General features: G+C 70.4%; 17 protein-coding genes. 13 read left to right on the top strand and 4 right to left on the bottom strand.

From position 1 onward, the window contains the following. Positions 1 to 179: 179 nt before the first annotated feature. Together ABZ857_RS32810 and ABZ857_RS32815 are read right to left on the bottom strand one after the other, a co-directional pair. Positions 180 to 380 carry a DUF397 domain-containing protein gene (locus ABZ857_RS32810; RefSeq protein WP_357050827.1) on the bottom strand — a complete coding sequence of 67 codons (201 nt, stop codon included), beginning with the start codon at positions 378 to 380 and terminating at the stop codon, positions 180 to 182. Continuing rightward, positions 373 to 1,230 carry a helix-turn-helix transcriptional regulator gene (locus ABZ857_RS32815; RefSeq protein ID WP_357050829.1) on the bottom strand — a complete coding sequence of 286 codons (858 nt, stop codon included), beginning with the start codon at positions 1,228 to 1,230 and terminating at the stop codon, positions 373 to 375. The genes ABZ857_RS32810 and ABZ857_RS32815 overlap by 8 nt, the downstream gene beginning before the upstream one ends. A 231-nt stretch (positions 1,231 to 1,461) precedes the next feature. On the opposite strand from ABZ857_RS32815, the gene ABZ857_RS32820 reads away from it, so the two are divergent. Then, on the top strand, positions 1,462 to 1,749 hold the full coding sequence (locus ABZ857_RS32820; RefSeq protein WP_357050832.1) for a hypothetical protein: 288 nt from the start codon (positions 1,462 to 1,464) through the stop codon (positions 1,747 to 1,749). A gap of 70 nt (positions 1,750 to 1,819) precedes the next feature. Here the strand turns inward: ABZ857_RS32820 and ABZ857_RS32825 are convergent, their stop codons facing one another. Further along, positions 1,820 to 3,235, bottom strand: a complete 1,416-nt coding sequence (locus tag ABZ857_RS32825; RefSeq protein WP_357050835.1) for a glycoside hydrolase family 6 protein — start codon at positions 3,233 to 3,235, stop codon at positions 1,820 to 1,822. Positions 3,236 to 3,542: 307 nt separating this feature from the next. On the opposite strand from ABZ857_RS32825, the gene ABZ857_RS32830 reads away from it, so the two are divergent. From ABZ857_RS32830 to ABZ857_RS32870, 9 genes are all read left to right on the top strand, one after another. Then, positions 3,543 to 5,684 (top strand): EAL domain-containing protein, encoded by a 2,142-nt coding sequence (locus ABZ857_RS32830; RefSeq protein ID WP_357050838.1) that lies wholly within the window; start codon positions 3,543 to 3,545, stop codon positions 5,682 to 5,684. A gap of 96 nt (positions 5,685 to 5,780) precedes the next feature. Then, the gene (gatC, locus tag ABZ857_RS32835; protein WP_030506108.1) at positions 5,781 to 6,080 is read left to right on the top strand and encodes an Asp-tRNA(Asn)/Glu-tRNA(Gln) amidotransferase subunit GatC; all 300 of its coding nucleotides are present in this window, start codon (positions 5,781 to 5,783) and stop codon (positions 6,078 to 6,080) included. Beyond that, a complete protein-coding gene (gene gatA, locus ABZ857_RS32840) occupies positions 6,077 to 7,567 on the top strand; it encodes an Asp-tRNA(Asn)/Glu-tRNA(Gln) amidotransferase subunit GatA (RefSeq protein WP_357050840.1) in 1,491 nt (496 codons plus the stop codon). Before gatC ends, gatA begins: the two co-directional genes overlap by 4 nt. Positions 7,568 to 7,592: 25 nt before the next feature. Next, the gene (locus ABZ857_RS32845; protein ID WP_357050842.1) at positions 7,593 to 8,939 is read left to right on the top strand and encodes an AAA family ATPase; all 1,347 of its coding nucleotides are present in this window, start codon (positions 7,593 to 7,595) and stop codon (positions 8,937 to 8,939) included. Then, complete coding sequence (locus ABZ857_RS32850) at positions 8,936 to 9,589, top strand: DUF4276 family protein (protein WP_357050844.1); 654 nt, start codon at positions 8,936 to 8,938, stop codon at positions 9,587 to 9,589. Before ABZ857_RS32845 ends, ABZ857_RS32850 begins: the two co-directional genes overlap by 4 nt. Positions 9,590 to 9,733: 144 nt before the next feature. Further along, on the top strand, positions 9,734 to 11,044 hold the full coding sequence (locus ABZ857_RS32855) for an AAA family ATPase (protein WP_357050846.1): 1,311 nt from the start codon (positions 9,734 to 9,736) through the stop codon (positions 11,042 to 11,044). Next, positions 11,044 to 11,682, top strand: coding sequence for a DUF4276 family protein (locus tag ABZ857_RS32860; RefSeq protein ID WP_357050848.1), 639 nt, complete (start codon positions 11,044 to 11,046; stop codon positions 11,680 to 11,682). Before ABZ857_RS32855 ends, ABZ857_RS32860 begins: the two co-directional genes overlap by 1 nt. Then, the gene (gene gatB, locus ABZ857_RS32865; protein ID WP_357050851.1) at positions 11,675 to 13,183 is read left to right on the top strand and encodes an Asp-tRNA(Asn)/Glu-tRNA(Gln) amidotransferase subunit GatB; all 1,509 of its coding nucleotides are present in this window, start codon (positions 11,675 to 11,677) and stop codon (positions 13,181 to 13,183) included. The genes ABZ857_RS32860 and gatB overlap by 8 nt, the downstream gene beginning before the upstream one ends. A gap of 345 nt (positions 13,184 to 13,528) precedes the next feature. Next, on the top strand, positions 13,529 to 15,493 hold the full coding sequence (locus tag ABZ857_RS32870; protein WP_357050853.1) for a VanW family protein: 1,965 nt from the start codon (positions 13,529 to 13,531) through the stop codon (positions 15,491 to 15,493). A gap of 17 nt (positions 15,494 to 15,510) precedes the next feature. Here ABZ857_RS32870 and ABZ857_RS32875 read toward each other — a convergent pair whose 3' ends face one another. Continuing rightward, positions 15,511 to 16,677, bottom strand: coding sequence for a PQQ-dependent sugar dehydrogenase (locus ABZ857_RS32875; RefSeq protein WP_357050856.1), 1,167 nt, complete (start codon positions 16,675 to 16,677; stop codon positions 15,511 to 15,513). Positions 16,678 to 16,742: 65 nt separating this feature from the next. Here ABZ857_RS32875 and ABZ857_RS32880 point away from each other — a divergent pair, with 65 nt between their 5' ends. The 3 genes from ABZ857_RS32880 to ABZ857_RS32890 form a co-directional block, all read left to right on the top strand. Beyond that, positions 16,743 to 17,663 (top strand): 2-hydroxyacid dehydrogenase, encoded by a 921-nt coding sequence (locus ABZ857_RS32880; RefSeq protein ID WP_357050859.1) that lies wholly within the window; start codon positions 16,743 to 16,745, stop codon positions 17,661 to 17,663. A 300-nt stretch (positions 17,664 to 17,963) separates the two neighbouring features. Then, on the top strand, positions 17,964 to 20,600 hold the full coding sequence (locus ABZ857_RS32885) for a bifunctional diguanylate cyclase/phosphodiesterase (RefSeq protein WP_357050861.1): 2,637 nt from the start codon (positions 17,964 to 17,966) through the stop codon (positions 20,598 to 20,600). 403 nt (positions 20,601 to 21,003) lie between these two features. Then, a partial coding sequence (locus tag ABZ857_RS32890; RefSeq protein ID WP_357050864.1) for a thiamine pyrophosphate-binding protein occupies positions 21,004 to 21,461 on the top strand: 458 nt, incomplete at its 3' end.

Consider the following 21,461-nt stretch of genomic DNA (forward strand, 5'->3'; position numbering starts at 1 on the left):
GCAGGTCCAGTTCGCCTACGAACCCGCCCGCGAAGGCCTTCGGTCTGAGATCACCTGATGGAGACGAGCATGGGCGGGGCTTGGAGCAGGGTTGAGCTCCGGTTCACGACCACGTGAACTCGCCCCTGCCGGGTGGCACATCGGACCTGCCAGCGCGACGGGTCCGATCCGCTCAGTGGTCAGATGTCGAACTCGCCGCTCTTCACACCGGTGATGAAGGCCGTCCAATCGCTCGGTGTGAAGGCCAGCACCGGACCCGAGCGGTCCTTGCTGTCCCGCACGACCACCAGCCCCGGCAGGTTCGTCGCCACCTCGACGCAGTTGTTCCCGCTACCGCTGAAGCTGCTTTTGCGCCAGATCGCCATAGACGGATCAGTCATGAGAAAAATTGTCCCTGGCCTCCGAAATCAGTTTCAAGCTCTCTTCCTCGGACAGGGCAGCATCGCAAATACGCCCGAAGGCGGACCTGTAGCGGTCGACATGATCGGTGCTCTCGACGTAGACATCACCTGCTGTGCCCTCGACGTATGCGACGTCTGGATCTTCCTCCTCCGCGAAGGAGAGCACAGTGAACGCGCCCTCCAGGCCCGCATGTGCTCCGGCGGAGTACGGCAGGATGCGGATTGTCACGTTGGGCCGACGCGCCGCGGTCAGGAGCGCTTCCAGTTGGTAGCGCATCACTGCAGGCCCGCCGATCGGACGCCGAATGATCCCCTCGTCCAGGACCGCAAAGAGTGCCGGGGCGGTAGGGCGGCTCAGCAGTGTGCGACGTGCCATGCGGGCCATGACCCGCCTATGGACGTCGTCAGGGTCCGGCTCTCCCGGCCTTCCCGCCGCGATCACAGCACGCGCGTAGTCCTCGGTTTGGAGCAGGCCCGGAACGAGTTGCACCTCCCATTGGCGAATGAGGGCCGCCTCATCTTCCAGGCCGACGTACGAGCCAGTGAAGACATCGGCATATGCCGTCCACCATCCCCGCTGCCTGCCCTCTTTCGCGAGTTGGATCAGCCCGGCCCGTGCCTCTGAGCCGATCCCGTAGAGGTCGCAGATGCTCGCCACGTCGGCCGGAGTCGCTCTCGTGCGACCCGTCTCGATGCGGCTGACTTTGCTGCGGCTCCAGCCAAGCCGGGTGGCGGCGGCCTCGGGACTCAAGCCGCTGTTCTCTCGCACCCTTCGGAGCTCGCGAGCCAGGCGCCGGAGACGAACCGTGGGGCTGTGAGTCGGTGGCATGAGGTCAGTGTGCCGAGGAGAGCCACGTCATTGCGGGGAAATGCATGAGTCAAAGTGAATCTGCACAGTGCATTGACAGATTGCAATCCGCTGCTCACGATGAGTCATGTGCGGATCGAAGTCACTCCATCACGGAGCGTTCGGCGGCTGATCTGCGTTAGTTAGAAGCGGACCCGCCCGACGCTGCCACGACCGGACGGGCCCTTGATCAGGAAGAGAGGTTCCTGACCCATGCCAAACGATAGAGCCACGTCCGGCACGGAGTTCGCCGGATGGCGGATCATGAGGAGTGACGCGGGACGCTTCTGGGCGAGTCGCGAGCGGCCGTTCCCGCCAGCGGCCGAGCAGGCGGGTGCCTGCCGCACTGTCGACGCGGACGACCTGCGTGAACTGTGCCAGGCCATCGCCGAACAGGAGAGCCTGGCCGAGGTGGTGCCACACGCGCGGAGCGCAGGAACACACCTCCTCGGCCTGGCCGCTCTCGGCGTCATGGAGATCCCGCCGGCCTCGCCCGCCTGACATGCCACACGAAAAGGGCGTGCCGTACGGCTGGGGAGCCGTACGGCACGCCTGGACTATGCGGTGGGGGTCAGGAGGTGGTGCAGACCAGGGGGGACGGGGTGGACGGGGTCCCGCTGGAGCTGCCGAGGAAGCCGAAGGTGGCGTTCGCGCCGGGGGCGAGGCTGCCGTTCCAGCTCAGGTTCGTGGCGGTGATGCTGCCGCTGGTGCCGGTGAGGTTGGCGTTCCACGACTGGCTGATCGACTGCCCGCCGGGCATCGTCCACTTCACGGTCCAGTTGTTGATCGCCGAGGTGCCCGCGCTGGTCACGGTGACCTCACCCTGGAAGCCGCCCTGCCACGAGCTGACGACCTTGTAGACCGCCGTACAGCCCCGGTCGCCGGTGAAGGTCGGGGACGGCGAAGGTGAAGGCGAGGCCGACGGCGAGGGGGAGGGGGACGCCGACGGCGAAGCCGAGGGGGACGGAGACGGGGAAGGCGACGGCGACGGCGATGGGGACGCCGACGGCGAAGGCGACGGCGAGGGGGTGTATGGGGCGGCCATCGCCAGGTCGTAGGCCCGCTGCGGCACGAACTGGCCCGCAGGGCCGATGCAGCCGTCGGACTCGCCCGGAGGCTTCACCCACAGGTACGCCGCGATCGCCGAGTCGCCGGTGTTGGTGGTGCTCCAGGTGCCGGTGGCGCGGCCTGCCGGGTCGCACCACTCGCTGCCCGCCGGGCCGTTGCCGTTGCGGCTGGTGTCGATCACGGCCTTCAGCCCGGACACCCCGGTGGCGGAGATGACGCTCTTGGCGTACGAGACCAGGCCGGAGGAGAACCGGTAGTTGGAGACGTTGAGCGAGATGCCGTCCGCGCTGTTGGCGACGTCGGCCCCGCGCAGCCGGTTGGCCATGTCGGAGGCGCTCACCCAGGCGTCGTGGCCCGCGTCGAAGAAGACCTTGACGTTCGGGGAGGTGGCCTTGAACTTCTTCCCGGCGTACGCCATGGACGCCTGGACCTCGGCCTGCTGGGAGGCGTTCATGCAGTTCGGCATGATCGACAGGGCGTCGGGCTCCAGGATGATGTAGGCCGGGCGCCCGCCGAGACCCGCGGCGACCTGGTCGATCCAGGCGCGGTACGACGCGTGGTCGGGGGCTCCGCCCGCGCTCGCGCCGCCGCAGTCGCGGTTCGGCATCTCGTACACGACCACGATCGGGATCTTGCCGGCGGACGCGGCGGCGCCGACGTACGCGTCGACCTGACCGCGCACGGTCGAGGGGTTGTAGCTGGCGAACCACCGGCCCTGCGGGACGGCGGCGATGCGGTCCCTGATCACCGGGGTCTTGCTGTCACCGGGGTTGGCGGCCACCCACTTGGCCGCGTTGGTCGTCGGATCCACGTAGAAGGCGGAGTCGGCGGCCTGTGCGGCGGAGGAGGCGAGCACGGACGCTCCCACCGCGGCCGTGGCGACCGCTGTGAGCACAGCCGCCGTCAATCTGCGAGACATGGAATACTCCGTCCGGTAATGTGGGAGCGCTCCCACAGGTCCCTCGGATGGTAGGGAGCCGACGGGGGGTCCAAGAAGGGCCGGTCGGGGTTTGTCTGGAGGGCCAACCTAATAGGCGCAGGCGGGCGGGGGATCGGACCTGTGGAGCACTTGAAACTTTCACCGCAAGTCCGGCCAGACCCTGATATCTCCAGAAATCATGGTGACGCAGTGTGCCCAAGCGGTTTCGCGAAGTGGCCCAGAGGCCGTACCCTCCCATAGTGACCTCTTGGGGGGTTTCTTACCGATGACGCTTTCTCGCGGTTTTATGCCGCTCAGCGGGGTGCCACGCGTCCTCCTGCCCGCCGTCGACCTGGGCGAATCGTCCACGCCCGTCGACACCCGGGACACCGGACCGCGCCCCGGCTCGCCCCTGTGGGCCTACCTCGCGGCGGTCACCGCCGTCGGCGTCACCGCGCTGGTGATCGCGCAGGTACGGCTCGGCTTCGGCGAGCTGGGCGAGGTGGCCCGCACGCCGCTGTTCTGGATGCTGACCGTGCTGGTGGTGCTGGGCGAGCTGCGCCCGGTCATGTTCAGCTCATCGACGCTGGTCGGGGGCACGCCGACCTCCACGATGTTCACCTTCGCCGTGCTGATGTACCAGGGCCTGCCGACGGCGGCGCTGATGCAGGCGGTCGCCGTGGTGGTCAGCGGCCTGGTGCACCGCAGGGCCTGGCACCGGGTGCTGTTCAACCTCGCCCAGGTGACCCTGGCCTGCACCGCGGCCGCGGCCGCCTTCGCCGCGTTCGGCGCGCATCCGGCTCCCCGCGCGCCCTGGACGCCCGACGGCGCGGACATCCCCGCCATCGCGGTGGCCGCGGGGGCGTACTTCGCGGTCCGCGCGATCCTGGTCTGCCAGGCGGTGGCGCTGCACGAGCGCCGGCCGCTGGCCCGGGTGATGAAGGCGTCGATCGGCCCGCAGGCCCTCGTCTACGGGGCGCTGCTCGGGCTCGCGCCGCTGGTCGTGGTCGTGATGGCGCACTCCACGGCCCTGGTCCCCCTGTTCGTCGCGCCGCTGACCGCGGTCTACTTCACCGCGACGCTCTCGCTGCGCCGCGACCACCAGGCGACCCACGACGGGCTCACCGGCCTGCCGAACCGCAAGATGCTCATCCTGCGCACCGAGGAGGCCCTGGCCGAGGCGCGCGAGCACGAGCGGGTGGGGCTGCTGCTGCTCGACCTCGACCGCTTCAAGGAGGTCAACGACACGCTCGGCCATCCGGTCGGCGACCGGCTGCTGCAGATCGTGGCCCACCGGCTCACCCACAGCGTGCGGCCCGGCGACGTGGTGGCCCGCCTCGGCGGGGACGAGTTCGCTGTGCTGCTGCCGTCGATCAGGGACGCCCACGCGGCCAAGGAGGTCGCCTCGCGGCTGCGGGTCGCGCTGACCGAGCCGGTGCGCCTCGAGGGCATGACCTTCGACCTCGACGCGTCGATCGGCATCGCGCTCTACCCCGACCACGCGCCGGACTTCGAGCTGCTCATGCAGCGCTCCGACGTGGCGATGTACCTGGCCAAGGAGGGCCGTACCGGCGTCGAGTTCTACCTGCCGGGCAAGGACCGCAACTCGCCGGAACGGCTGAGCCTGCTCGGCGACCTGCGGCGGGCCATCGACGCCGACGAGCTGGAGCTCCACTATCAGCCCAAGGTGAGCCTGGAGGACGGCAGGGTCGAGAGTGTCGAGGCGCTGCTGCGCTGGTGGCACCCGGTGCGCGGGCCGATCTCGCCCGCCGAGTTCATCCCGCTGGCCGAGCAGTCGTACCTGATGCGCGAGCTCACCCAGCACGTCATCGGCCAGGCGCTGCGGCAGGCGGCCCGGTGGTGGCACGCGGGCGTCGACGTGCCGGTCTCGGTCAACGTGTCGGCCCGCGACCTGCTGGATTCGAGCCTGCCCGAGCAACTGGAGTCAGGGCTGGAGAAGCTCGACCTGCCACCCGAGGCCATCCGGCTGGAGGTCACCGAGCGCATCCTCATGACCGACCAGGCCTACAGCGCCGAGGCCATCCGCACCCTGGCCGGCCTCGGCATCCAGCTGGCCCTCGACGACTTCGGCACCGGCTACTCCTCCCTGGTCCGCCTGCAGCGGCTCCCGGTCGCCGAGGTGAAGATCGACGCGTCGTTCGTGCGGCGGCTCGGGGAGTCGGCGGACGACGAGCGGATCGTCCGCTCGATCATCGACCTCGTACGGTCCCTCGGGCTGAGGTCGGTCGCCGAGGGGGTCGAGTCGACGGAGGTCGCGACGCTGCTGCGGGAGATGGGCTGCCACGCGGGCCAGGGGTGGTGGCTGGCCAAGCCCATGCCCGCGAGCGAGGCGACCACCTGGTTGCGCGGCCGGCTCGGCGCCGCCTTCCGGGAGCGGGAGAGCGGCGGCGCCCGTCTCGCGCCGTCCACGACGCAGGCGTCGCATTAAGACCATGTGACGCGGCGTCGTCGGGTCGGCCGCGCTCGGCGACGAGCCCTAGGATGGGTAGGTCCAATCTCCATCATGAAACGGGTTCGACGACTCATGTCCGCCATAACCCGCGATGAGGTCGCTCACCTCGCCCGGCTGTCCCGGCTGGCACTGGCCGACGACGAGCTCGACCACTTCGCCGCCCAGCTCGACCAGATCGTCGGCGCCGTCGCCCGCGTCGCGGAGGTGGCGGCCGACGACATTCCGCCGTCCTCGCACGCGCTTCCGCTGACCAACGTGTTCCGGCCCGACGACGTACGGCCCGGCCTCACGCCCGAGGGCGCCCTGTCCGGCGCGCCCGCCGTGGAGGACGACCGCTTCCGCGTGCCGCGGATCCTCGGGGAGGAAGAATGAGTCTTATTCGCAAGACCGCCGCCGAGCTCGGCGCGCTGGTCGCCTCCCGGGAGGTCAGCGCCGTCGAGGTCGCGCAGGCCCACCTCGACCGGATCGCCGAGGTCGACGGCCGGGTCAACGCCTTCCTGCACGTGGACGCGGAGGCCGCGCTGGCGCAGGCCCGCGCGGTCGACGAGCGCATCGCCGGCGGGGAGACGCTCGGCCCGCTCGCCGGGGTGCCGATCGCGCACAAGGACGTGTTCACCACGACCGACATGCCGACGACCGCCGGCTCGAAGATCCTCGAAGGCTGGCGCCCGCCGTACGACGCGACCGTGACCCGCCGCCTGCGCGAGGCCGGCCTGGTGATCCTCGGCAAGACGAACCTGGACGAGTTCGCCATGGGATCGTCCACGGAGAACTCGGCATACGGCCCGACCCACAACCCCTGGGACCTGAACAGGATCCCGGGCGGCTCCTCGGGCGGCTCGTCGGCCGCGGTGTCCGCCTACGAGGCGCCGCTGTCCACCGGCACCGACACCGGCGGCTCGATCCGCCAGCCCGCCGCGGTGACCGGCATCGTCGGCATGAAGCCGACGTACGGCGGTTCGTCCCGCTACGGGCTGATCGCGTTCGCATCCTCGCTCGACACGCCCGGGCCGTTCGCCCGCAACGTGCTCGACGCGGCGCTGCTGCACGAGGCGTTCTCCGGCCACGACCCGTTCGACTCGACCTCGATCGACGCGCCGGTCCCGGCGGTCGTCGAGGCCGCGCGGCAGGCCGACGTGGCGGGCATGCGGGTCGGCGTGGTCAAGGAGTTCGGCGGGGAGGGCTACCAGCCCGGCGTCCTGGCCCGGTTCCACGAGGCCGTCGACCTGCTGGAGTCGCTCGGGGCCAAGGTCGTCGAGGTCTCCTGCCCGACCTTCACGTACGCGCTGCCCGCGTACTACCTGATCGCGCCGTCAGAGTGCTCGTCCAACCTGGCCCGCTTCGACGCCATGCGGTACGGCCTGCGCGTCGGCGACGACGGCACCCGCAGCGCCGAGGAGGTCATGGCGCTCACCCGGGCGGCCGGCTTCGGGCCCGAGGTCAAGCGGCGCATCATGCTCGGCACGTACGCCCTGTCGTCGGGCTACTACGACGCCTACTACGGACAGGCCCAGAAGGTCCGCACGCTGATCATGCGGGACTTCGAGGCGGCCTTCCAGCAGGTGGACGTGCTGGTCTCGCCGACCACGCCGACCACCGCGTTCCCGATCGGGGAGCGGGCCGACGACCCGATGGCGATGTACCTCGCCGACCTGTGCACGATCCCGACCAACCTGGCCGGCAACGCGGCGATCTCGGTGCCGTGCGGCCTGGCCGACGAGGACGGCCTGCCGGTCGGGCTGCAGGTCATGGCCCCGGTCCTGGCCGACGACCGCTGCTACCGGGTCGGCGCCGCCGTGGAGAAGGCGTTCGAGAGCCGGTGGGGCGGCCCGCTGCTGTCCCGCGCGCCCGCGCTCTAGCCGCCGAGAGGAGGGGAACGGCGGCATGATCACCCGCATCGAGATCGACGGCTTCAAGTCCTTCGCGGACTTCAAGCTCGATCTGCCGCCGTTCCTCGCCGTCATCGGCAGCAACGCCAGCGGCAAGTCGAACCTGTTCGACGCTCTTCGCTTCATCTCCGCGCAGGCGCGTGGTGACCTGTACGACGGGATAGACGCCGTCCGCGGGGACGCCGTGGGGTTGTTCCGGCAGCGGGGGGACGGCTCGCGAGCAAAAGAGATCAAATTCGGCGTCGAGCTGATCGTGGACCCGGACCGGGGATGGGGCCGGTCGGTGCCCGAGGAGTGGCGCAGGAGCCTCGGTTCCCGCTGGCGCTACGAGTTGTGGGTGACCCTCAAGAAGAGGGGTCCCGAATCCACGCAATTCTTCATTCCGCTGGTCGAGGAGGACGACTCCTGGCCGGACGAGGTGAACGCGGATCCGGAGTGGCGCGCGAAGTACGTCACCTATCTCGACGAAGACGACGACGACGCCTGTGCGCTCTTGGGAGAAGACGGTTTCCTCCACCTCTTCACGCTTCCGGACGGCCACCCGATGGCTGACATGGGCGACGGAGACGTTGACACGAGCGTGGAAGGGCAGATGTATGAGGCCGTCGTCACCGCCATCTTGAAAACGCTTGCCCAGATTTCCGCTTTCCAGCTCGAAGATGCCGCCCTCAGGAAACCGAGTGCGCTGCCCGCGCGTCCTGTGCTCCGGCCCAATGGCGAGGGTCTGCCCGGATACCTCGGTCATCTTCGCCGGGTGAGCGCGGACCAGGGCGACGAGGCGGGAGTGCTCGCGGAGATCCGCGCGGATCTCGCACGAATCGTGCGGGAGGTGACGTCGTTCGACGTGGTCGAAGACCATGAGCGCCGGGATTCCCGAGTGGTCTTCGACGGACGCTATGTTCCCCGCTTCGGTGCGGATGTGGCCTCTGACGGCACGCTGCGGATCCTGGCGTTGCTGGCGATGCTCAACGACTCGGACCGCGGAGGCCTGGTGGCTGTCGAGGAGCCGGAGAACGGCGTGTTTCCCGAACGCCTCCGAGACCTCCTCACAACCATGCGTCGTCTGGTCAGTGACCCATCCGCGGACGACCCGAGCTGGCCTCTCAAACAGGTCCTCGTTACGAGTCACTCACCGGTCGTCCTCGACGCGGTGCCACGCCGGAACATCGTCTTCCTGGAGAACCTGACGAGGATCCAGGAGGGGGTCCCCTCGCGGGTCACGGTGGCCCGTCGCCTCGTCGAGCCCGGCCAGCCGAATCGCTTGCCGGGTGAGGACATTCCCCGGGTCACCGAGAGCGAGATCGAGCGGTTCCGCGCGGGCCGGGAACCCGCGATTTCATGAGGTGTCTACAGGCGGTCCTGGTCTGTGAGGGACCCTCCGACGAATGGCTCCTTCCGGTCTTGCTCCAACGCGCCACGCATCTGCTCTGCCTGGAGAGTTTTCCGGGCGACGTGGACGTGAGAGACGTCCGGGTGCTCGGCGCGGACCACCAGCGGCCCGAGGAGATCGCGAAGGCGGCGATTCGTGAACGCGATGCGTTCGACGTGCTCCTCTACCATCACGACGGATCTCCTCACCGGAAGGCCGCTGAGAAAATCGATGAGGTGCGGCAGGCGCTGAATGACGCCGGGAGCAGGGAGCCCCTGGTGCCGGTCGTCCCGGTGGTGGAGACCGAGGCCTGGGTTCTCGCCGACCCCGAGGCGCTCGCCGCGGTCCTCTCCGTACCGATCGCGAAGGTCCGCGAGTTGCTCCCTCAACAACCGAAGCAGGTCGAACAGCAGGCCGACCCGAAAGAACTGCTTCGGCTGGTGATGCGCTCGCTGGTGAGACGCCACAGGAGGTCCAGGCCGGACGGAGACAGCATGGAACGCTATTTCAGCGAACTGGCTGAGCTCATCAATGTGTCCCGACTGCGGGAAGTGCCCGCGTTCGCGGATTGGTGGGCCTCGATGGGGAACGCACTGGAACGGCTGGGCTTCCGTCATGGGTAACAACGTGATGGATCTGCGTCCCTTTCCGCGGCTGCTCCATGTGAATCGACGAAAGGTCGACGGTGCGCGTTCGCCGGGCACCAGGCAGGCGGCCGACGGCCGGGGAACACACACTTCGCGAACGGAAGGGAGGGGAACGGCGGCGTGATCACCCGCATCGAGATCGACGGCTTCAAGTCGTTCGAGAACTTCGCGATCGATCTGCCGCCGTTCCTCGTGCTCATCGGCACCAACGCCAGCGGCAAGTCGAACCTCCTCGACGCCCTGAGCTTCGTCGCCACCGCGGCCACTGAAGGGCTGAACTCCGCGGTCGCGCGGGTGCGAGGCGACGCCCGCGGACTGTTTCGCAGACGCGGGGACGGCACCCGCGTGGACCTGATGAGCTTTGCCCTGGAGTTCTTTTTCAAGGGTTCCGCTTTTCATGCCGGTAATCGGTGGCGTTACGAACTCGATCTCGGCTGGAAGGTTCCGGAGAACGCGATCGAGGGCCTCGTCGTCCGGGCGCAGCGCCTGGTTTCGATACCGTTCAGCACCGAGCGCTGGGATCCACTCTTGAGCGCGGCTCCTGAGTGGTATGAGGTAGTCGAGTGGGAGGGGAGCGAAGTCATCGAACTCCCCGCCGCCGAAGAGCTGCCCGACCTCCAAGGCGTGCTCGGTCTCCTGACCGCCGCCGTGGGTGGGATGGTGAGGCGTGACCGAGGCGAAAGCCTTCTTCTGATGCAACTGCAAGAGGAACTCGCGAGCACACGTCTTCTGCATCTTGAAGCGGGTTCGCTTCGCCGGCCCAGTGAGATGGGGGGCCCTCAGAGGATGGACTCCACCGGGCGAGACCTGCCCAACTACCTCCGCTTCCTGGCGAAGGAGGGGGCTTCGGACAACCGGCCGCTCGGCCACATCGGCGAGATAAAGATGCATCTCGTGGGGCTGGTTCGGGAAATCAGTGACTTCACGATCGTCGAGGACGAGCATCGCAGGGACGTCCGGCTGGAGTTCTCCTCGCCGTATGAGCACGGGCTTGGGGCGGAGTTCGCCTCGGACGGCACCTTGCGAATGCTCGCGATCCTGGCCGCGCTTCACGATTACGGGACCACGGCTGTGGAGGAGCCCGAAAACGGCGTGTTCCCGGAGCGGTTGCGGCAACTGCTCGGCCTGGCCAGAGCCCTCGTCACGGATTTTCGCGAGCCGCCGGAACGGAATCCGTCGGGTGCCCGGCTGCCGCACCGGCAGGCGGTCTTCACCAGCCATTCGCCGGTCGTGCTGGACGCGGTGCCGTACGAGAACATCGCGTTCCTAGACATGACGACGGTCATCGAGGACGGCGTTCCCAGCCGGGTGACGAGGGTCCGGCGGCTTAGAGAGAGCGGCGGTCCCGTACGGGTCGAGGGCGAGCGGTGGCCGCGGGTCACCGACTCCGAGCTCGACAGGTTCCGGGCCGGGGTGGAGGAACCGGTCTGATGCGGAGCCTGAGCTGCGTTCTCATCAGGGAGGGGCCGTCGGACGACTGGTTCCTGCCGATCCTGCTGCGCCGGGCCCTGGAGGACCTCGTGATCGAGTCCTTCCCGGCCTGCCGGGAGGTGCAGGAGGTGCGCAGCCTGCCGAAGGCGGGAAACCAGAGTCCCGAGCCCGTGCTCGCGGCGCTGGAGCAGGAGCGGGGCACCTTCGATGTGGTCCTGTACCACCATGACGGCGCTCCACCGGCGAAGTCGGGTCCCGTGCTGGAGCGGATGCGGCAGACTTGGAGGACCAGCGACTTCGAGGAACCTCTGGTGGCCGTCGTCCCGATGAGGGAGACGGAGGCCTGGTTGCTCGCGGACCAGGCGGCTCTCGTCAGGGCGCTCAACGTGCGAAAGCTCGGGCGGGCGCCCGTGTCGGGACCGGAGGTCGAGTCCTGCCCCGATCCCAAGGCGGTGGTCGAGACCCTGCTGCGGGACGAGGCCGGGATGAATCCCAAGAAGAACGGCGTGGTCCGGAACTTCTACGTGTCGGTGGCGGAGACCGCCGGCATCGCTGAACTGCGGAAGGTGCCCGCCTTCCAGCAATGGTGGAATGACATGATCGAAGCATTGGAAGGACTGGGTTACCAGCATGGCTGATACCGCGACGCTCATGCCGTACGACGAGGCGCTGGAGCGCTTCGAGCCGGTGCTGGGGCTGGAGACGCACGTCGAGCTGGGCACCGCCTCGAAGATGTTCTGCGGCTGCCCGACGACCTTCGGCGCGCCGCCGAACACGCAGGTCTGCCCGGTGTGCCTGGCGCTGCCCGGCTCGCTGCCGGTGGCCAACGAGAAGGCGATCGAGTCGACGATCCGGATCGGCCTCGCGCTGAACTGCACCATCGCGACGTGGTGCAGGATGGCCCGGAAGAACTACTTCTATCCGGACATGCCGAAGAACTACCAGATCAGCCAGTACGACGAGCCGCTGTGCACGGACGGCTACCTGGACGTCGAGGTGGACGGGAAGATCGTCCGCGTGGAGATCGAGCGGGTGCACCTGGAGGAGGACACCGGCAAGTCCACCCACGTCGGCGGCGCGACCGGGCGGATCCACGGCGCGGACTACTCGATCGTCGACTACAACCGGGCCGGCATCCCGCTCGTCGAGATCGTGACCAAGCCGATCGCGGGCACCGACCGGCTCGCCCCGGAGGTCGCCCGCGCGTACGTCACCGAACTCCGCGAGGTGATGCGCTCGCTCGGCGTGTCCGACGTGCGGATGGAGCAGGGCTCGCTGCGCTGCGACGTGAACGTCTCGCTGATGCCGCGCGGCTCGGCCGAGTGGGGCACCCGTACGGAGACCAAGAACGTCAACTCGCTGCGCAGTGTCGAGCGGGCGGTCCGCGGGGAGATCGAGCGCCAGGCGGCCATCCTCGCCGAGGGCGGCCGGATCGTGCAGGAGACCCGCCACTTCCACGAGGACACCGGGCAGACGACCTCCGGGCGGTCGAAGGAGGAGGCGCAGGACTACCGCTACTTCCCCGAGCCCGACCTGCTGCCGATCGCGCCCGACGCGGCGTGGGTCGAGTCGCTGAAGGCGGCGCTGCCCGAGCTCCCGTCGGCGCGGCGCAAGCGGCTCCAGCAGGAGTGGGGCGTGTCCGACCTGGACATGGCCGCCATGCACAACGCCGACGCGATCGACCTGGTCGAGGCGACGGTGGCCGCGGGCGCCCCCGCGGCCGACGCGCGCAAGTGGTGGATGGGCGAGCTGGCCCGGCGGGCCAACGAGTCGGCCACGGCGCTCGCCGACCTGCCGATCACCCCGGCCCAGGTCGCCCGGGTGACCGAGCTGGTCGCCTCCGGCGCGCTGAACGACAAGCTGGCCCGTCAGGTGCTGGAGGGCGTGCTCGCCGGCGAGGGCGGCCCGGACGAGGTCGTGGAGAAGCGCGGTCTGCAGGTCGTCAGCGACGAGGGCGAGCTGTCGGCGATCATCGACCAGGTGCTGGCGGACAACGCCGACGCCGCGGAGAAGGTGCGCGGCGGGAAGATCGCGGCCGTGGGCGCGCTGGTCGGCGGCGTGATGAAGGCCAGCCGGGGCAAGGCGGACGCCGGCCGGGCCCGTGAGCTGATCCTGGAGAAGCTCGGCGTCCAGGGCTGAGAAGCGCCACGCCTCGCGGACCCGCGGGCCGGGGGCCGAGGCGACCCAGGCGGCGGCCACGGCCTGCCTGACTGCGGCCTTGCCGCAAGGATCCGGTGAGGCGCCGTCAGGGCCCACCCGCAGCGGGGCGTCAGAACGGCCGGCCATGGTTCCCCGTGGCCGGCCGTCGGCCTGTTCGGGTGTGTTCGGGGCCGTGGGCTGTCGTGGCGGATGGCCTGTTATGCGCGGAAAGACCGGAAAGCTCCCCTGGGAAAGCGCGGAAGGTGTTGCTTTAGGACATATCCAGCGGAGGGTGTTTTAGGGTTAACTGATCGGAGTTGACCTTGAGCCGGAGGAGACCGAGGCGTGCGCAACGCCGGAGCGTCCGTCGACCCGCCCACGGATCCGTCCGGGGCGGCGTCCGCTCCTCCGCACAAACACCCGGTGCGCCGCGTCACCTCGCTGCCCCGGGGGGTCTCGGCCCTCCCCCGAGGGGTGTCGGCCGACATCTTCGCCGAGCCTCCCGCTCCCGCCGTTCCGGCCGCCAAGCCGTCAGGTAACGGGAACCTCCCGCCGCCGGCTCCGCCGGTCGAGCCGTGGCGGGTCCCGGAGCGCCCGGCGCGCGAGGAACCTGCCGTCGTCCCGCCGCCGGACCTCGAACTGCTTGACCTCGATCCCCGGAGCCGTACGCTCCGCCGCGCGCTGATCGGCCTGGCGGCGCTGCTCCTGGTGCTCTATCTCGTGCCGGCCGTCTCCATGGCGGGGAAGGTGCTGCCCGGCACCACGGTGCTCGGTGTGGACATCGGCGGGCAGAGCAGGACCGAGGCCGTCGCCACGCTGAACGAACGGCTGTACGCCCAGATCAGGATGCCGATCATCGTACGGCAGGGCACGCGGCGGCTGACCCTCGACCCGGTGGAGGCCGGTCTGGCGCTCGACGCCGAGGCCACGGTCCGCGCCGCGCCGGCGGGCTTCCCCAGCCCTCTGGAGGTGTGGAGCGCGCTGACCGGCAGCCGCGAGGTGGAGCCCGTCGTATCGGTGGACCGTCGCAAACTCGACGAGGCGGTGGCCAGGAACATCGCCGCGCCGCTGGAGAGGCCGGGGCGCGAGGGCGACGTCTCGTTCGACGGGGTCACCCCGGTCCCGACGTATCCGCGGGCGGGCCGCGTCATCGACAGGCAGGCGACGGCCGACCAGATCGTCAGGGGGTATCTCGACCCCGAGGCCGTCGTCGTGGTGCCCACGATGCGGGATCTGCCGCACATCACCCGTGCCGAGGTGCGGCGCGTCCTCCGCTGGGCGAGCCGGGCGGTGGCCGCGCCGCTCACGCTGACCAGCGGGACCGCCTCCGTCAGCCTGTCGCCGGCGACATTGGCACGGCACCTGACGTTCGTGCCCGACGGCGCGGTCCTGCGGCCGCGCTTCGACGCGGAGGCGGCGATCGCCGACGTCGGACCCGCGCTGGTCGCCCCCGCGCGGGCGGCCCGCGACGCCACCTTCACGATCAAGGACGGCCGGCCGGTCCTGGTGCCCGGCAGGCCGGGCGACCGGGTGGACACCGAGCGCCTCGCCGCGGACGTCCCGGCCGCCCTCGACAGCGGCAGCCGTACGGTGGCCGTGTCGGTCGTGAACGGGCCGCCGCGGATCACCGACGACGCCGCGCAGCGGATGGGGGTCCGGGAGGAGGTCGGCCGTTTCACCACCTCCTACGCCTGCTGCCCCCACAGTATGGGTAACATCCGCGCGGCCGCCGCGCTCCTCGACGGCCGCCTGGTGGAGCCGGGGGAGACGTTCTCGTTCAACCAGGTCGTCGGCCCGCGCACCGCGGCGGCAGGCTTCGACGGCATCGGCCCCACCGTGATCCACGGCCGGGCCGGCACGGACGCGGCGGGGATGACCCAGGTCGCGACCACCCTGATGAACGCCGTGATCCGCGCCGGGCTCCGGGTCTCCGAGCACACCCCGCCCGAGGTCCACGCCTCTCACCTGCCGGTCGCCGCCGAGGCCGCGGTGTCGTACCCCGATCCGGACCTGCGCTGGAAGAACGACTCGCCGTACGGCGTGCTCGTCCAGGCGTCCGCCACCGGAACCTCGCTGACCGTGACGCTGTGGAGCACCAAGCGGTACGACGTGGACCTGCAGGGGCCGGTCGTCGGGCAGCGGGTCGCGCTGCCCGCGATGACCGGTCACGGGCCCGGCTGCGTGCCGGCGCAGGGGCAGCCCGGCTTCACCGCCACGCTGACGCGGGTGCTGCGCCAGGACGGCGAGGTGGTCTCCCGGCAGACCTTCCGCACCTCCTACCGCGCCGGGGCCGAGGTCGTCTGCAGCTGATCAGGAGGAGGCGCTGATCAGGAGGAGGGCCGCACCACGAGGATGCGGTCGTCGCCGTTCCTGGGGGAGCCGCGCCCGTCCCGGTTGCTGGTGCTCACCCACAGCGTGCCGTCGGGCGCGGCGGCCACCGCGCGCAGCCTGCCGTACTCGCCGGTGTACAGGGCGGTGGGACGGCCGACGCGGCCCGAGGCGTCCACCGGCACGCGCCACAGGCGCTCGCCGCGCAGCGCCGCGGCCCACAGCGCCCCCCGGGCGTACGCGAGACCGGACGGCGACGCCTCCGCGGGCGACCAGGTGAGCAGCGGGTCGGTGTATCCGGGCCGGTGGCCCACCCCCTCGACCTCCGGCCAGCCGTAGTTGCGGCCCTTCTCGATGAGGTTGATCTCGTCGTAGGTGTCCTGGCCGAACTCGGTGGCGTACATGTGCCCCCGGTCGTCCCAGGCGAGGCCCTGCACGTTGCGGTGCCCGTAGGTCCACACCAGGGTGCCGAAGGGGTTGCCCGGGGCGGGCCGGCCGTCCGCCGTCATCCGCAGGATCTTGCCGCCCAGCGAGTTCCTGTCCTGGGCCATGCCGCGTTCGCCGGTCTCCCCGGTCGAGGCGTACAGGTGGCCGTCGGGGCCGAAGGCGAGGCGGCCCCCGTTGTGGATGGCCCCCTTCGGGATGCCGCTGACGATCACCTTCCGGTCGGACAGCCGCCCGTCGTAGCGGTAGCGGACGATCCGGTTGTCGTCCTGCGACGTGAAGTAGACGAAGACGAAGTGGTCGGTGGCGTAGTGGGGTGAGACGGCCACGCCCAGCAGGCCGCCCTCGCCGCTCGCGGACACCCCTTCGATCACGCCGATCTCCCGGACCTCGCCGCGCGGCGTGACCCGCAGCAGCCGCGCCGACTCGCGCTCGGTCACCAGCGCGTCGCCGCCGGGCAGGAACGCGATCGCCCAGGGCACCGCCAGGCCGGTCACCAGAGTGCGCGGCCGGGCCGGGGTGACGTCCGTCTCACCGCCGCCCGTGGTGGCGCCCGTGGTGGCGCCCGTGGTCGCGCCCGTGGTGGCGACCGGAGTGGCGCTCGCGGCGGGCAGCGGCGGGGGAGTCCTGCTCCCGCCCTCTCCGCCCGGCGCGCATGCCACGGTCGCCGACAGAAGGGCCGCCGCCAGGAGCGCGGTGCCCGTGCCATGCCTGTCCGCCATCCCCGATGACCTCCTCGTGTATCCATACTCGCGGGCAAGCGTGATGGTTCCCTAGGTTGGTCCTCGTGAAGATCTGGGTCGCCTCACAGGACATCGCCGACGCCCTTGCCGAACTGCCCGAAGGACTCCCTGCCCTCGACTGCGCCGTGTACGACGGGAGGACGCCGCCGCCCGGCCCGCCCGAGGAGGTCGAGATCTGGGTGCCTCCGCTGGTCCCGGTGCCGGACATCCCCGGCCTTCTGGGGCGCATGACCAACCTCCGCCTGCTGCAGACGGTGACGGCGGGGGTCGAGCCGTACCTGCCGCACGTGCCGCCGAAGGCGGTCCTGTGCAACGCCCGCGGCGTCCACGACGCGGGCACGGCCGAGTGGGCGGTGGGCGCGATGATCGCGATGCTGCGGGAGTTCCCCGGCTTCGCGGCCGCCCAGGCCAGACGCGAGTGGACCTACCACCACACCGGCGTTCTCGCCGACTCCACCGTGCTGATCGTGGGGTACGGCTCGATCGGCGAGGCGCTCGAACGGCGTCTGGCCGGGTTCGAGGTGGAGATCGTCCGGGTGGCGCGCACGGCCCGGGACAACGTCCACGGCCAGGACGAGCTGCCGGCGCTGCTGCCCGCCGCCGACGTGGTCGTGCTGCTGGTGCCCGCCACGTCCGGGACGGCCGGTCTGGTGGACGCCGGGTTCCTCGCCCGGATGAAGGACGGTGCGCTGCTGGTGAACGCCGCTCGCGGGTCGGTCGTGGACGCCGACGCGCTGCTGGCCGAGTTGCGGGCGGGCAGGCTGCGGGCGGCGCTCGACGTGACCCCCGTCGAACCGCTGCCGCCCGGCCACCCCCTCTGGACCGCTCCGGGTGTCTTCATCACGCCGCACATCGCCGGCAGCACGCCCGCGTCCGTACGGCGTACACGGAGGCTGGTGCGGGAACAGGTCATCCGTCATCTGACGGGCCGTCCACTCGATAACATGATCACCGGGCATTACTGACCGCTCCATTAAGGATTCCGGAACGTGGCTGCCTCGTGACCTGGGGTGCGTACGGTGAAGCTCAGCGTGCGCGGCTGGTTATCAGATCGGTGACGACTCGCTCGTTGTCCCCCTCTCGATCAGCGGCAGTGCGCACACTGGCCATGTGACAGGGAGAGTAAAGCCGAGTCGAGAACGGGAGGGGCAGTGACGACACACCCCACCGGACCCGGCGACGCTTATGCGACTCCGGCCTCCGCCGAAACCCCGGAGGACACGACGGCCGGCGGTGAAGCGGCGACAGGTGCAGAGGCGACGCGCGTGAAAGTCAGGCGTGACCCCCGGGTCCCACTCACCACCGCGGCCGGGCTCGGCGCGGTGGCGGTCGTCGTGGCCCTGGTCACCGGAGGCTCGGCGCCGGTCGTGACCGCGATCGCGGGGGTCGTCACCGGCCTGCTCGCGGCCGTCTCGCTGATCATGGCCGCCTCCCGTGTGGTCCCGGCTCACCGGCGCCAGCCCGGCGCGTGGCGGTGGATGGCCGCCGGGTCGCTGACCTGGCTCCTCGGCGTCGGCCTGCGTCCCGTGGCCGACGGCACGCCGTTCGTGCTCACGTTCGCCGACCTGCTCATGCTCGTCGGATCGGTGCTGCTCGCGATCGGCTGCGGCCTGTCGGTGAAACCACCCGCGTTCACGCGTGGGGTGATACGCCAGGCGGCCGACGCCTACCTGGGCGCGGCGTCGGTCTTCACCGTGGCCTGGGTCGCGGTGCTCGGCCCGGCGTTCAGGAAGGCGGAGGACACCGGAGCGTTCTTCGTCGCGCTCGCGCTACCCGTGGTCTGCCTGCTCGCGACGTGCGCGGTGACACCGGCCGTGGCGGCGTCCCGGTCGGGCAACCGGGTGGTCGGGCTCACCGGCGTAGGGGTCCTCACCGCGATAACGGTGGCGGAGATGGCCACGGCCCTCGCCCGTCTCGACGGCGACAACCCGCCGCTCGCGGCAGGGCTCGTCGTCCCGGCCATGCTGCTGGTCCTCGCCGTCACCCCGTGGGTGCAGGAGGACCGGCCGGCCAGGCCGCTGCCCGCCGCGCTGACGGCCGCCACTCCGCTGGTGCTGGTCGCCGCCGCCACGTTTGTCGCCACCCTGCACGCGATCGGGGGCAGCCGCGACGCCGTCCTGGTGGTCGTGGCCGCCTCGGTCGTCCTCGTCCTGCTCGGCCGGCTGTTCGTGCTCCTGGTCGAGACCGCGGGCATGCGCCGCCTCGTCGACGTCGGCGAGCAGCAACTGCGCAGGCTCGCCGAGAACACCGGCGACGTCGTGCTCGTGTGCGACCCCGGCGGCGTCATCCAGGAGGTGGGCCCCGGCCTCGAGACGACGTACGGCTACCGCCCGGAGGACCTCGCCTTCCGGCCGATCTTCGACTACATCCACCCCGAGGACCTGCCTGCCGTACAGGCCCTGCTCGACCGCATGACGGACGAGGACGACGGGCCCGAGCAGGCGGGCGGCACCCGCATCTCCTGCCGGTTCCGCGCCGCCGACGGCACCTGGCGGCCCACGGAGTCGGTCGCCGCCCGGCACGTACGCGACGACGACCTCGTCCTGGTCACGATCCGCGACCTCAGCGACCAGGTGGCCCTGCGCAACCAGGTCACCCACCTGACCTTCCACGACGGGGTCACCGGCCTGCCCAACCGGGCCTACTTCGAGGAACGCGCCCGCGACGTGCTCACCCGCCGCGGCGCCGGCGGCACCGCGGTGATCTTCCTGGACCTCGACGGCTTCACCTCCGTCAACGACTCCGTCGGCCACGCCAGCGGCGACCACCTGCTCGGCCAGGCCGCCCGCCGCCTGCGCTCGGCCGTACGGGCCGACGACACGCTCGCCCGGTGGGGCGGGGACGAGTTCTCGGTGCTGCTGGAGGGCGGCGCGTCCGGCGGCGCCGACGCGCAGACCGCCATCGACCTGGCCGAGCGGCTCGTCCGCGCGGTCTCGAACGAGCCCTTCCGGGTCGCGGACCGGGACGTCGCGCTGACGGCCAGCGTCGGCGTGGCGTTCGCCGAGGACGACCTGCCTCCCGGAGACCTGCTGCGCAACGCCGACGTGGCGATGTCGCGGGCCAAGGAGCTCGGCGGGCGCCGGGTGGAGGTCTTCGCCACCCACATGCACGCCGACGTCCTGCGCCGCCTGGAGATCGCCTCAGACCTGCAGCGGGCGCTGCTGGAGAACCAGTTCGCGATCGAATATCAGCCCGTGGTCGACCTGGCCACATCGCGGGTGACCGCCGTGGAGGCGCTGGTGCGCTGGTGGCGGGGCAGCACGTTCGTGCCGCCCGAGCAGTTCCTCGGCCCCGCCGAGGACACCGGGATCATCGTGCCCCTCAGCGAGTGGATCCTGCGCGAGGCGTGCCGCGAGGTGGCGGCCTGGCGCGCGTCGTCGTGGGACATCGGGCTGGCGCTGAACCTGTCCGCGCGGCAGATCATGGCCCCGCGCTTCGTGGAGACCGTGGCCGAGGCGCTGAGCGAGAGCGGGCTGCCCGCCAGCGAGCTGACCCTCGAAGTCATCGAGGAGATGCTGGTCGAGGACGCCGGGGAGATGATCAGCAGGCTGTCGGAGCTGAGAGCCCTCGGCGTACGGCTGGCCATCGACGACTTCGGCACCGGCTACGCGTCGCTCGCGTTCCTGCGCCAGCTGCCGGTCGACATGATCAAGATCGACCCGTCGTTCGTCTCCGGGCTCGGCCGCGACGACACGCTGACCCTGCTGACGAAGACGATCGTGCAACTCGGCAACGACCTCGGCCTGATCGTCGTCGCCGAGGGCATCGAGCGCCCCGAGCAACTCGACCTGCTACGCAAGATGGGCTGCACCCGCGGCCAGGGCTACCTGGTGGCCCGTCCCATGGCCGCACGCGGCGTCGACTCCCTGATGCCCAGCACCACCCTCCAGAACACCGCGTAGTAGTTTCGCTCATCGGGGCGCTCTTATCCGATGTCTTCCCTCGTCGCGCTTGGTCGCTTCGCTCCCGCGCACTCCTCAGTCCAGACACCGGCGCGCCCCTCCGGCTCGCTCGGTGTCCCCGGGGCGCTGGATGGGCGCAGGTGGCGTAACCTGAGAGTCCGTTGTGGGTGTCTTGGATGGCGAGACGGGCGTCCCAGATGATTTGACGTGGAGGCGCTCCATCGGACATCGTGTAGCCATGCATAGCGGTGGGATTCTCGTAGTACTTCGCAGGCGCGCAGCCTGACGAAGCACTCGGTCCTGCGCGCGCCCCAGCTCCGCCCAGCGGATGGGGCATTTTTTATGCCAGGAGTCACGCCAAGCAGCCCAGCCACAAGCAAGCTCAGCCACAAGGAACGAGCCGATGACCGAGAAAATGACAGGTGCCCAGGCCCTCGTGCGGGCGCTGGAGCAGGTCGGGGTCGACACGGTGTTCGGGATCCCCGGCGGGGCCATTCTCCCCGCCTACGATCCCCTCTACGACTCGACCAAGGTCCGGCACGTGCTTGTACGGCACGAGCAGGGCGCCGGCCACGCGGCCGAGGGGTACGCGCAGGCGACCGGCAGGGTCGGTGTCTGCATGGCCACCAGCGGGCCGGGGGCGACCAACCTGGTCACCCCGATCGCCGACGCGTACATGGACTCGGTGCCGATCGTGGCGATCACCGGTCAGGTGGCGTCACCGCTGATCGGGACCGATGCCTTCCAGGAGGCCGACATCTCCGGCATCACGATGCCGATCACCAAGCACAACTTCCTGGTCACCAGGGCCGAGGACATCGCGCGGACCATCGCCGAGGCGTTCCACATCGCCGCGACCGG

Origin of the sequence: Microbispora sp. NPDC046933 (genome assembly GCF_040644635.1) — a bacterium.
Taxonomy (GTDB): Bacteria; Actinomycetota; Actinomycetes; order Streptosporangiales; family Streptosporangiaceae; genus Microbispora.